The organism is Parasphingorhabdus sp. W113, from assembly GCF_055693205.1.
Genome location: NZ_CM146328.1, coordinates 1,702,351 through 1,714,250 on the forward strand (window position 1 = coordinate 1,702,351; position 11,900 = coordinate 1,714,250).

The following is an 11,900-nucleotide window of genomic DNA, read 5'->3' on the forward strand; positions in this document are numbered from 1 at the left end:
AGCAAGAAGGAACAGCATCATGAGTCAGTCCGATATCCCCGCCGCTCCCGAGGGCGCCACAGGGATATTGGTGTTGGCCGATGGCACAATTGTCTGGGGCAGGGGCTTTGGTGCCTCCGGTTCGGCGGTTGGCGAAGTGTGTTTCAACACCGCGATGACCGGTTATCAGGAGGTCATGACCGATCCGAGCTATGCCGGACAGATTGTGACCTTCACCTTCCCGCATATCGGCAATGTCGGCACCAATGACGAGGATGTCGAGGCCGATACCCCGCATGCGCTGGGCTGTATCGTCCGGGAAGATGTCACCGCGCCGAGCAATTTCCGCAACAGCAAGCCGTTTGACCAGTGGATGGCCGAGCAGGGGCGGATTGGTCTCGCCGGCGTCGACACCCGCGCGCTGACCCGGCGCATTCGCGAAGCGGGCGCGCCCAATGCGGTCATCGCCCATGACCCGGATGGCCAGTTTGATATTGATGCCTTGCTGTCGCAGGCCCGCGAATGGGCTGGTCTCGAAGGCATGGATCTGGCCGTGGAAGTAACCGGGCATCAGACCCGGATCTGGGATAGCGGGATCTGGCGTCTCGGCCATGGCTATGCGCCGCTGGAACCGAACGTCACCCGGCCGCATGTCGTGGCGATGGATTTCGGAGCGAAGCGGAATATCTTTAGAAACCTTGTGAAAGCCGGTGCTAAAGTCACTGTGGTTCCGGCGGAAACCACCTATGACGAGATACTCGCGTTGCAACCCGACGGCGTGTTTCTGTCTAATGGCCCCGGCGATCCGGCTGCCACAGGGATCTATGCCGTACCGGTGGTGCAGCAGCTGTTGCAGGCCGATATCCCGTTATTCGGCATTTGTCTCGGTCACCAGATCCTGGCGCTGGCCGCCGGCGCGCAGACGGTCAAGATGCACCAGGGCCATCGCGGCGCCAATCACCCGGTCCAGCGCATTGGCGGCGACTGGGATGACAGCGAAGGTCTGGTCGAGATTACCAGCATGAACCATGGCTTTGCCGTCGACAGCGAGACCTTGCCCGACAGCATCGTCGAAACCCACAAAAGCCTGTTCGACGGCAGCAATTGCGGGATCAGCATCACCGGTAAACGCGCCTTTGGCGTCCAATACCACCCCGAGGCCAGCCCCGGGCCGCAGGACAGTTTCTATCTGTTCGACAAATTTGTGAGCGGATTGGGGTGACGACAGCCCGCCGGTCTTCCTTGTTCAAGACGATATTCGCGGCCAATATGCTGCTTTGCGGGGCGATTCCGGCGCAGGCCAAGGACTATCCGTCAGCCGGAGAGCGCTATGCCGGGATTATTCGCGCGGAATGCCAGCTCGGCGAGGATGTCATCCTGTTTGACAAGGCGTCCGACGGCTCGGGCGGCTATTTCTGGATCCTGCCCAATCCGGCGCTGGGCGAGAAATTCCTCTGTGCCTTGCGCGGCGTGCGGACCTATGGCGTCGACTTCACGCTTGCGCCTTATGGCAAGTGGCCGGCGAACAAGGGCGTGCCAGGTTGTTACGACCAGATTGATTTTTCCGGATGGCCCGGCGGCCAGCGGACCAGCTGCGATGAAATGGCGCTGACCCTTCAGCAGGCGCGGATGGACGGGGTGCTGATCAATATCCACGCGGCCCTGGACGCGCGCAATATCAGCACGGACCAGATCGAACAGGCACAGCGCGCGTTCCGGACCTATGCCGACAAGACCTGCGCCATTGCCCGCCGGACCGAGTCGGCCCCGTCGGCGGAATCCAATGGCCTGCATTGCATGGCCCGGCTGACCTCGCAGCATAGTGATATGCTGCAGGACAATCCGGTCGACCTGATGCTGACCGATGCCGCGGCGGGCTTGGACAGAGGCCTTCCCAAGCCTGCGCAAGGAGGCGACGATGAGCAGCATTGATCCCGACTATCTCGCGCAGGAATGGGCGACCGACGACGAAATCCTCGCCAATATGGCGGCGGGCGGCGATGTGGCGCATGTTGTGCGCGAGATTAATGTGCAATTTGTCGGCGCGGTGGCGCAACTGAACAAGCTGAAAAACGACGCGAAAAAGCTCGGTTTCCGCTCGGCTTTCGTCGAAAAGGACGAGGGCGAGTGGCAGATCGAACTGCAAATCGATGCCGACACGCGGCCAGAGACGATCCACGACCTGACCCGCAAATGCCTGGAAATCGAACAGGATTATGCCATTGACCACGATGGCTGGGGCTGTTTTGCGTGCAACGAAAATGGGCCGATTTCAGACGAGAATCCGGCGTGATTTTGTCCTACGTCGGCCTTGGTAAAAAGTGGTTTGTCAGTCTGACAGCCATCTTTTTCGTGGTAATGTTCCCAGCTCAAGCAGGCGAAGCAAAACCCCGTTACATAAGCAATTTTGAATATGCTAATGAACAGATAGGGAAATGGGAACTGCGTGCTTTTTCGAAGATTAAGTGGCTAAATGATGAGCCGTTGAAGGGCGGAACAGAGTGTTACGCGCGACACGACAATCTTCAGTTTCAAGTCGACGAAGAAGGAAGAGTTCAATCTGTTTCGTTAGATTTTCTGGCAATGGATGCTGACGGTAATCGGGAATCCACAACCGTTCTGCATGATATTTTGTGGTTGGAAATCGGCGACGTTATTGTGGACGTTACAAATATCCCACGGGAACCGTTGAAGAAATTTCGAAATTTTGAATATCGACCGACTTCCGTTGCGAACGAAGATGAAATAATCATACCAATCTACAATGGTTATCAGGTATTTCGAAGAAACATAAACCGCCCTTGGATCTCGGTGGATCGCCTTTTTCCTGACCTCCTCAATCAGAAGAAAATGACTTGGGGATTTCGAGTCTTGAGCCCAGATACCAATCATGAAAACTATCCTCAAAACTGGCGAGACATAGAATACTCAATGGATATTTCTGGGGTAAAGAGAGCGCTGGCTTGGTGTGACAAAGCGGTGCGCAGTGATTTGTCTGAACGACTTCCAAACAAACTGATTGAAAAAGAATAATATGCCCAAAAGAACTGACATTAAATCCATCCTGATCATTGGCGCGGGTCCGATTGTGATCGGACAGGCCTGTGAATTTGACTATTCGGGGACCCAGGCGTGCAAGGCGCTCAAGGAAGAGGGCTACCGGATCATCCTGGTCAACTCCAATCCGGCGACGATTATGACCGATCCGGAAATGGCCGATGCGACCTATGTCGAGCCGATTACGCCGGAGATTGTCGAAAAGATCATCGCCAAGGAGCGCCCCGATGCGGTGCTGCCGACCATGGGCGGGCAAACCGCGCTGAACACCGCGCTGACGCTCAACAAGCGCGGCGTGCTCGACAAATATAATGTCCAGATGATCGGCGCCGATGCCGAAGCGATTGACAAGGCCGAGGATCGCGAGAAATTCAAGGCGGCGATGGACAAAATCGGGCTCGAAAGCCCGCGCTCGGCCATTGCCCATAGCGAAGAGCAGGCGTTGGCGGTGCTCGAGGATATCGGGCTGCCGGCGATCATGCGGCCGAGCTTCACCATGGGCGGCACCGGCGGCGGTGTGGCCTATAATCGCGAGGAGTTCATCCATTATGTGCGGACCTCGCTGGAGGCGTCGCCGACCAATGAGGTGCTGATCGATGAATCGCTGATCGGGTGGAAAGAATATGAGATGGAGGTCGTCCGCGACAAGGCGGATAACTGCATCATCATCTGTTCGATCGAAAATGTCGATCCGATGGGGGTTCATACCGGGGACTCGATCACGGTCGCACCGGCGCTGACCCTGACCGACAAGGAATATCAGATCATGCGCAACGCCTCGCTGGCGGTGCTGCGAGAAATCGGAGTCGAAACAGGGGGTTCGAACGTACAGTTCGCAGTCAATCCGAAGGATGGGCGGCTCGTGGTGATCGAGATGAACCCGCGCGTATCGCGCAGTTCGGCGCTCGCGTCCAAGGCCACCGGCTTCCCGATCGCCAAGGTCGCGGCCAAGCTTGCGGTCGGCTATACGCTCGACGAGATTGACAATGACATTACCGGCGCCACCCCGGCGTCGTTTGAACCGACCATTGACTATGTCGTGACCAAGATCCCGCGCTTTGCCTTTGAAAAGTTCAAAGGCGCGGAGCCGCTCTTGGCAACGGCGATGAAATCTGTGGGTGAAGTCATGGCTATCGGCCGTAACATCCATGAATCGCTGCAAAAAGCCTTGCGCGGGCTGGAAACCGATCTTGACGGGTTCAACCGGGTCCAGGCGCTGATCGGGGCGTCGCGCGAGGATATTGTCGCGGAGCTGGCGCGGCCGACTCCCGATCGACTGCTCGTCGCGGCCCAGGCCATGCGCGAAGGGTTTAGCAACGAAGAAGTTCACGCCATCGCCTTTTACGATCCGTGGTTTCTGGCGCGAATCCGCGAAATTATCGACGCCGAGCAGGCAATTCTCGACAATGGTCTGCCCAATGGCCCGGAAGCCTTGCGCAAACTGAAAGCGATGGGCTTTTCCGATGAGCGCCTCGCCAAGCTGGCGGTCGATGCCGTGCATGTGGCTGGCGGCGCCGGGCGCGCGGTCGCGGGCGGCGGCCACGGGCTGGTCCATGACGCGATTGCCGCCATGGCGGGGGCCACGACCGAAGCCGAGGTACGCGCGCTGCGCCACAAGCTCGGCGTGCGGCCCGTGTTCAAGCGGATCGACACCTGTGCGGCCGAATTTGAAGCCAAGACGCCCTATATGTATTCGACCTATGAAGCGCCGATTTTCGGGGCGCCTGAGAATGAAGCCCAGCCCTCCGACCGCAAGAAAGTGGTCATTCTGGGTGGCGGACCCAACCGCATCGGGCAGGGCATCGAATTTGACTATTGCTGCTGCCATGCCTGTTTCGCGCTCGCCGATGCGGGCTATGAAACGATCATGGTCAACTGCAATCCGGAAACCGTCTCGACCGATTATGACACGTCGGACCGGCTCTATTTCGAGCCGCTGACCGCCGAAGATGTGCTCGAAATCCTCCATGTCGAACAAAGCAAGGGCGAGCTGGTTGGCGTGATCGTGCAATTTGGCGGGCAAACCCCGCTGAAACTGGCGGCGGCGCTCGAAGAGGCCGGTATTCCGATCCTCGGCACCTCGCCCGATGCGATTGATCTGGCCGAAGATCGCGAGCGTTTCGCCAAGCTGGTCAACGAACTCAAGCTCAAGCAGCCGGACAATGGCATGGCCCGGACCCGCGACGAAGCGGTCAAGATTGCCGAGCGCATCGGCTATCCAGTGCTGATCCGACCCAGTTTCGTGCTGGGTGGCCGCGCGATGGAGATTGTCGACGGGCCGGCGCAGCTCGAAGATTATATCAACACCGCGGTGCAAGTCTCTGGCGATAGCCCGGTATTGGTGGACCAATATCTGCGCGATGCGATTGAAGTGGATGTCGACGCGATTTGCGACGGTGACAGCGTGGTGGTCTGCGGCGTCCTGCAGCATATCGAGGAAGCGGGCGTGCATAGCGGCGACAGCGCCTGCACCATTCCGCCTTATAATCTTGATGATTCCCTGATCGCAGAGATGGAACGCCAGGCCGAAGCGCTGGCGATCGGCCTGAAAGTGCGCGGGTTGATGAATATCCAGTTCGCGGTCAAGGATGGCGAAGTCTATCTGATCGAAGTCAATCCGCGGGCCAGCCGGACGGTGCCCTTTGTCGCCAAGGCGATTGGCGTACCAATTGCCAAGATCGCCTCGCGGGTGATGGCCGGCGAGAAGCTCAAGGACTTGCCACCAATTGACAGACATATCGATTATATCGCTGTCAAAGAAGCGGTCTTCCCGTTCAACCGTTTCCCCGGTGTCGACCCGATCCTGTCGCCTGAAATGAAATCGACCGGCGAAGTCATGGGCATTGACAGCAGCTTCCCGATCGCCTTCGGCAAGGCCCAGCTCGGCGCCAATAACCATTTGCCCGATGGCGGCACGTTATTCGTCTCAGTCAAGGAAACCGACAAGAAGGTTATCGAACCCGCCGCCCGTCTGGCAGAAAAACTGGGTTTCCACCTGATCGCCACCAGCGGCACCGCCGATTATCTGTCCAGCCAGGGGATCACGGTCGAAAAGGTCAACAAGGTTGCCGAGGGGCGGCCCCATATTGTCGACCGGATTATAGACGGCGAAGTGGCGCTGATCTTCAACACCACCGAAGGGTGGCAATCGCTGAAGGATTCGAAATCGATCCGTGCTTCGGCGCTGAACGGCAAAATTCCCTATTATACCACCGCCACGGCGAGCGTCGCGGCGATGGAGGCAATTGCGGCCATGCGCGACGAGACTCTTGAAGTTCGGGCGCTTCAGTCTTATTATAAGTCTTCGCAGACGTAATTCCCGACAATCTGTCACACTGCGGGCGACCTTTCCGGGGGGAAGGGCGCCGGAATAGTATTTTTGACACGGCTTCTGGTGAAGCCGCTGTGTTTAAAGGAAGAAAGGCCTAAAATGGCTGTAGAAAAAGTACCAATGCTGGCCGAAGGCCATGCCAAATTGGAGGCAGAACTCAAGGCGTTGAAAGAGGAACGGCCGCGCATCGTCGATGCGATCGAAGAAGCCCGCGCGCATGGCGATCTTTCCGAAAATGCCGAATATCACGCGGCCAAGGAACGCCAGGGCCAGGTGGAAGCGACGCTGGCCGATATCGAGGACAAGCTCAGCCGCGCCCAGGTGATCGATCCGGCAACGCTGTCCGGCGACAAGGCCGTATTCGGTGCCACGCTGACGCTGCTCGACGAAGATGACAAGCCGGTCAAATATCAACTGGTCGGACAGGCGGAAGCCGACGCCAAGGCCGGGAAAATCAGCTATAACAGCCCGATTGGCCGCGCCTTTATCGGCCGTTCGGTTGGCGAAGAAATTGAAGTCACGGTCCCCTCGGGCGATAAATATTATCTGCTTGAGAAGATCGAGTTTATCTGAGCCACGATGAACCTACCAAACGGGAAACTGACCAACGGGTTGATCATCGCAAATGCTGTGGTCTTCCTGTTTCTCTGGATTTCCGGGCTGCAGGATGATGCGGTGTTGCGCGGCGGGTTCTTCCCGATCCGGGTTGGTGGCGAGTTCCCGGCACTGGAAACCCTGAGCGGGCTGGTGCCGGTATGGCTGACACCGCTGTCGTCGGCCTTTCTGCATGGCGGCCTGATGCATATCGGTTTCAACATGATCATGCTGCTGTTCTGCGGGCGGTTTGTCGAACAGGCGCTTGGCGCCAGGTTGATGGCGCTGCTCTATATTTTCGGCGCCTATGCCGCGTCCTTCGCGGAATTTGCGTTTAACGGCGATTCGATGATCCCGGTGGTCGGTGCCAGCGGCGCAATTTCGGCCGTGCTTGGCGCTTATGCGCTGTTATTCGCGCGCAACGATGTCCAGCCGGTCGGCCCGTTTCCCGGCTATATCGTGCGGATTGCCTGGCTGACCCTGGCCTGGATCGGCATTCAGCTGATGATCGGAATCGCCACGCGCGGCAGTCTGAACGGCATTGCCATTTACGCGCATATTGGCGGATTTGTCGCCGGGCTGCTGATCACCCGGCCGTTGCTGCAATGGCGGTTTCGGTCGGCCTGATCGCGCGCCGACCAGTCGGCTCGGCTTGCGCTTGTCCTAGTCTTCGGCAGGCAGTTCGGGCTCGAGCAACTTGTGCAGGTGCACGATGACATATTTCATCTCGGCATCATCCACGGTGCGCTGGGCGTTGGAGCGCCAGGCTTCTTCGGCTTCTTCATAATTGGGAAAAACGCCGACCAGATCGACTTCATTGAGATTTTCATAATCCAGGCCGCGCGGATCCTTGACCCGTCCACCCATGACCAAATGAATTTTGCTACGCTCGCTCATAATATGCCCCGATTGTCCTGCCTATTTGCTGGAATTTTCCGATTTTACCGCTTCACCTGCGGCTTCGGCGGCGCTCTTAGCAGCTTGAAAGGCTTTGCCAAATAAATCTTTTATCTGATCCTGAACGCTGTCGCGGTTGAGGCCGAGATTTTCGATCTGTTCCTGGCCGGCTTCCTTCGCGGCGCCATAAGCCGATTTGGCGGTTTCGTTGATTTTCCGCCCGGCTCCGCCAATCACTTTGTCTTCGGTCTTGGTCCGCGGCAGCAATATGCCGATCAGCGTGCCGAGGGCGAGTCCGCCAGCGACAACGGCGAGCGGGCTTTTTTCGACGGTTTCCGTGGATTTGTCTGCAGCCTTGCGCGCCGCTTCCTTGGTTGCGGCGCTGCCTTCGGCAGCGATGGACTTGCCTTGTCCCAGCAGTTCTGCGGCCCGCCGTTTGCTGTCGGACATTCTGGTCCGGGCAACAGCCGTGCTCTCGCTCGCCAGTTCGGTGGCCACCGTCTTGGCGCTGTCCAGCCGTTCGCGGGACGCCGCGCGGGCTTTTTCAATATTATCGGACAATCTGCTCATGGCTTACTCCTCGGGTCGTCGTAACGGATGGGTTCATTCTTCTTCATCAGAATAGATCTGTGATGGATGGCTATCATAGTCGGCAGTACCGGTCTTGTCATCGGACATCCGCGAAACAATCGCGCGGACCGGTTTGTAGAGCAGGGCGGCTGCAATCGTGCCGGCGACGGCGACCACCGCTGCGGGATGGGCGCGGACTTTTGCGACGGCCTTGTCGCCGGTTTCCTTTGCGCTGTCGCGCATCGATCCGGCCATGCGCTGCGCCATATTGGCGGGACGCAAACTGCTTTTGAGGAATTTCACGTCGCGGGATATCTGATCCCGCCCGGAAGACCGCTCGGCGGACAAAAGCCGCATTTTCTCTACTTTGTCTTTCATTCTGCTCATCGCTCGTTCTCGCTATCGAGTGGCAGTTTCCGCGCCCGTTTGACCGCCATCGCGATCAGGCCGCCGCCGAGCAGGCAAAAGCCGGCTGCAACGATGACTGTCGCCGGTCCGGGCCCGACATAGGGCGCAAGGGTCATCAACAAACCAAGCACAAAGGCGGTCAAACCGGCGGTTCCAAAGGCCAACCCGAGGCCGAAATAGGCCAGCACCCGCTTGGATGCGCTGAGATTGGCATCCAGTTTGGCGCGATAATAGGCGATTTCGGTATCAACCAGCGCCTTGGCATCGGCAGCAATTTCGGACAATTGCTCGGCAATCGGTTTATCGGACGCGTCGACAAATCCCGCGCTGCTCTCTGCCAGCGCCTGGTCGTCCATCTCTTCTGCCGCCGGAGTGGCGGGGTGGTCTGGTTTGTCAGCGTCCAAAAATGATCCTTCCCCGTTCCCAATGGTGTTCGGGATAAAAGCCGTCAGGCTTCATCATCATTGTTCATACCGGATTTGACCAGGCGGGATATCAGGAAGCCCACAGCCGCTGCCGCGCCAATCGCGACTGCCGGTTTTTTCCGGACAAAATCGCGGGCATCATCGACCATCTGGTCGACATCTTTGGCGTTCAGCTTGTCGGCAAAAGACGTCACGGCATCGGCTGCTGATCGCGCATAATCGCCATATTTTTCCCCGACATTCTCGTCGATCGTCTTGGCGCTGTTTTCGATCATGTTGCCGAGACCGCTGATCGCGTCACCGGTCCGCGCCTTGCCTTCATTGGCTGCTGAGCGGGCTTTGGTGATCGCGCGGTCCTTGAATTCCACGGTGCTGAATTCCTTGGATGTCGACGCGGCTGCCCGGGTAGCGCCGACTTTCTTTGGCGCCGCCGGTTTGGCCTTGGCGTTTTTTGTTGCACTGGCCTTTGTCGTTGCCGATTTTGTTGCACTGGCCTTGCGCGCAGTCGTTTTGGCGGCGGGCTTTTTCTTGGCTGCGGCCTTGCGCGGGGCTGGCTTGTCTTGCTTGGCTGTCATGATATTCCCTTCTTCCATATCCTTTCCTTCAAAGTGGCCCTTCGGGAACAGATTTCAAGGTCAAAAACACTGTTATGAAGGCTTTTTCCAAAGCTGTGCATTGCCTTGCGAACGGGAGCAGGATAAGGGCCAAGGCGGAAAATCTTCCGATTGCTAACCTCAACTTGCTGCTACAGGAGTTCACCCGCCATGACCGCCATATTGGATATTCACGCCCGCCAGATACTGGACAGTCGCGGCAATCCAACTGTCGAGGTGGATATATTGCTGGAGGATGGCAGTTTCGGCCGCGCAGCCGTGCCATCGGGCGCCTCCACCGGCGCCTATGAAGCGGTCGAGCTGCGCGATGGTGACAAGAGCAAATATCTCGGCAAGGGTGTGTTGAAGGCGATCGATGCGGTGAACGGCGAAATTGCCGAAGCGTTGCTCGGCATTGATGCCGAAGACCAGGAAGAACTGGATGCGGCGATGATTGCGCTGGATGGCACCGAGAATAAGGGCCGGCTTGGCGCCAATGCGATACTGGGTGTCAGCCTGGCCGCCGCCAAGGCCGCTGCGGATGCGCGCGGATTGCCGCTCTATCGTTATGTCGGCGGGGTGTCGGCTCGCATTCTCCCGGTGCCGATGATGAATATCATCAATGGCGGAGAGCATGCCGACAACCCGATTGATTTTCAGGAGTTCATGGTGATGCCAGTGGGCGCTGGCAGCATTGCCGAAGCGGTGCGCTGGGGCGCGGAGATATTCCATACCCTGAAAGCCGGCCTGTCCGAAAAGGGGCTGGCGACAGCGGTGGGCGACGAGGGCGGGTTTGCGCCCAATCTTGGCTCGACCCGCGATGCGCTGGATTTTGTCATGGCATCGATCGACAAGGCCGGGTTCAAGACCGGCGAAGATGTCGTTCTCGCGCTGGACTGTGCAGCGACCGAATTTTTCAAGGATGGCCAATATCACATATCCGGCGAAGGCAAAATTCTGTCGCCGGCAGAAATGGCCGACTATCTCGCCGAGCTGTGCAAGGACTATCCGATCAAGTCGGTCGAAGACGGCATGGCGGAAGATGATTTTGAAGGCTGGAAACTGCTGACCGATGCAGTCGGCGATCGCGTGCAGCTGGTTGGCGATGATCTGTTTGTCACCAATCCCGTGCGCCTGTCTCAGGGCATTGCCGATGGCCTGGCCAATTCGCTGCTGGTCAAGGTCAACCAGATTGGCACCCTGTCGGAAACGCTGGAAGCGGTACGCATGGCGCATAATGCATCCTATACTGCCGTCATGTCGCATCGTTCGGGCGAAACCGAAGACGCGACAATTGCCGATCTCGCGGTCGCGACCAATTGCGGTCAGATCAAAACCGGTAGCCTCGCGCGATCCGATCGTCTGGCCAAATATAACCAGCTGATCCGGATCGAGGAAGAGCTGGACAATGTGGCAGGCTATGCCGGGCATTCTATCTTTTCCTGAGGGCAGAGTTGCGGCGGTCTGACGGCCTATCTCGACAAAAGTGTTAACGCTCTTGCCAGCGATTTCATAATCTGATTCAAGGTGTTCATGGCTCAAAAGGAAAAAATCGGTGGTTTGATCAAAGCGGCGCTCGGCCCCGGCTTTGCGCTGCTGACCCTGCTCGCCATTGCCGGCTATGCGATCCTTGGGCCAACCGGGATTCTGGCCTGGGGCGAATATAGCAACACGCTGGAGCAACGCAGTCTCGAACTGGCCGCGCTGGAGAAACAGCGCGACGCGTTGAAAAACCGGGTCGCGTTGCTCGATCCCAACGGTGCCGACCCCGATCTTGTCGGCGAATTGCTGCGCAAAAAGGGCAATTTTGTGCATCCGGACGAGATAATCGTTCCCCTGAAATAGCGGCCTTTGGCGGTCCGATGAATAGGATAGTTTTTCGTGCCTAAACGCTTGGGAAATCGTTGCGATTTGTCTAAGGTGTAGCGGATCCAGAAGAGAGGAATATCCCAGCGTGGCAAAAGCACCCCGGCCATCCGCGGCAAAAGCGCGAAAATCACCCCCGGCCAGCAAGAAGACCGCCGCCAAAAAGGCGCCGGCCAAAGC

General features: G+C 58.0%; 14 protein-coding genes. 9 read left to right on the forward strand and 5 right to left on the reverse strand.

What is annotated here, in order from left to right:
* The first annotated feature begins 19 nt into the window (after positions 1-19).
* The 7 genes from carA to ACZ1GS_RS08085 all read left to right on the forward strand — a co-directional run bounded on the left by carA (position 20) and on the right by ACZ1GS_RS08085 (position 7,588).
* Positions 20-1,201: a glutamine-hydrolyzing carbamoyl-phosphate synthase small subunit gene (carA, locus tag ACZ1GS_RS08055; RefSeq protein WP_472697943.1), complete on the forward strand. Its 1,182-nt coding sequence runs from the start codon at positions 20-22 to the stop codon at positions 1,199-1,201.
* Positions 1,198-1,911 (forward strand): lysozyme inhibitor LprI family protein, encoded by a 714-nt coding sequence (locus ACZ1GS_RS08060; protein ID WP_472697944.1) that lies wholly within the window; start codon positions 1,198-1,200, stop codon positions 1,909-1,911. Before carA ends, ACZ1GS_RS08060 begins: the two co-directional genes overlap by 4 nt.
* Positions 1,898-2,272 carry a ribonuclease E inhibitor RraB gene (locus ACZ1GS_RS08065; protein ID WP_472697945.1) on the forward strand — a complete coding sequence of 125 codons (375 nt, stop codon included), beginning with the start codon at positions 1,898-1,900 and terminating at the stop codon, positions 2,270-2,272. Before ACZ1GS_RS08060 ends, ACZ1GS_RS08065 begins: the two co-directional genes overlap by 14 nt.
* Entirely contained in the window at positions 2,230-3,012 is a 783-nt protein-coding gene (locus ACZ1GS_RS08070; RefSeq protein ID WP_472697946.1) for a hypothetical protein, read from the forward strand. Before ACZ1GS_RS08065 ends, ACZ1GS_RS08070 begins: the two co-directional genes overlap by 43 nt.
* Before the next feature lies 1 nt (position 3,013).
* Positions 3,014-6,352, forward strand: a complete 3,339-nt coding sequence (gene carB, locus ACZ1GS_RS08075; protein WP_472697947.1) for a carbamoyl-phosphate synthase large subunit — start codon at positions 3,014-3,016, stop codon at positions 6,350-6,352.
* 114 nt (positions 6,353-6,466) lie between these two features.
* Complete coding sequence (gene greA, locus ACZ1GS_RS08080; RefSeq protein WP_472697948.1) at positions 6,467-6,940, forward strand: transcription elongation factor GreA; 474 nt, start codon at positions 6,467-6,469, stop codon at positions 6,938-6,940.
* A gap of 6 nt (positions 6,941-6,946) precedes the next feature.
* Positions 6,947-7,588, forward strand: a complete 642-nt coding sequence (locus ACZ1GS_RS08085) for a rhomboid family intramembrane serine protease (protein ID WP_472697949.1) — start codon at positions 6,947-6,949, stop codon at positions 7,586-7,588.
* Positions 7,589-7,624: 36 nt separating this feature from the next.
* Here the strand turns inward: ACZ1GS_RS08085 and ACZ1GS_RS08090 are convergent, their stop codons facing one another.
* The 5 genes from ACZ1GS_RS08090 to ACZ1GS_RS08110 are packed head-to-tail and all read right to left on the reverse strand — an operon-like array spanning position 7,625 to position 9,836.
* A complete protein-coding gene (locus ACZ1GS_RS08090) occupies positions 7,625-7,858 on the reverse strand; it encodes a DUF4170 domain-containing protein (RefSeq protein WP_472697950.1) in 234 nt (77 codons plus the stop codon).
* A 21-nt stretch (positions 7,859-7,879) separates the two neighbouring features.
* Positions 7,880-8,428, reverse strand: coding sequence for an ElaB/YgaM/YqjD family protein (locus ACZ1GS_RS08095; RefSeq protein WP_472697951.1), 549 nt, complete (start codon positions 8,426-8,428; stop codon positions 7,880-7,882).
* A 33-nt stretch (positions 8,429-8,461) separates the two neighbouring features.
* Entirely contained in the window at positions 8,462-8,815 is a 354-nt protein-coding gene (locus ACZ1GS_RS08100; RefSeq protein WP_472697952.1) for a hypothetical protein, read from the reverse strand.
* A complete protein-coding gene (locus ACZ1GS_RS08105) occupies positions 8,812-9,240 on the reverse strand; it encodes a phage holin family protein (RefSeq protein WP_472697953.1) in 429 nt (142 codons plus the stop codon). Before ACZ1GS_RS08105 ends, ACZ1GS_RS08100 begins: the two co-directional genes overlap by 4 nt.
* 44 nt (positions 9,241-9,284) lie before the next feature.
* Complete coding sequence (locus ACZ1GS_RS08110) at positions 9,285-9,836, reverse strand: hypothetical protein (RefSeq protein ID WP_472697954.1); 552 nt, start codon at positions 9,834-9,836, stop codon at positions 9,285-9,287.
* A 189-nt stretch (positions 9,837-10,025) separates the two neighbouring features.
* On the opposite strand from ACZ1GS_RS08110, the gene eno reads away from it, so the two are divergent.
* Both eno and ACZ1GS_RS08120 read left to right on the forward strand, forming a co-directional pair.
* Positions 10,026-11,300, forward strand: coding sequence for a phosphopyruvate hydratase (eno, locus tag ACZ1GS_RS08115; protein WP_472697955.1), 1,275 nt, complete (start codon positions 10,026-10,028; stop codon positions 11,298-11,300).
* An 87-nt stretch (positions 11,301-11,387) separates the two neighbouring features.
* The gene (locus ACZ1GS_RS08120; RefSeq protein WP_472697956.1) at positions 11,388-11,699 is read left to right on the forward strand and encodes an FtsB family cell division protein; all 312 of its coding nucleotides are present in this window, start codon (positions 11,388-11,390) and stop codon (positions 11,697-11,699) included.
* Positions 11,700-11,900: the final 201 nt, after the last annotated feature.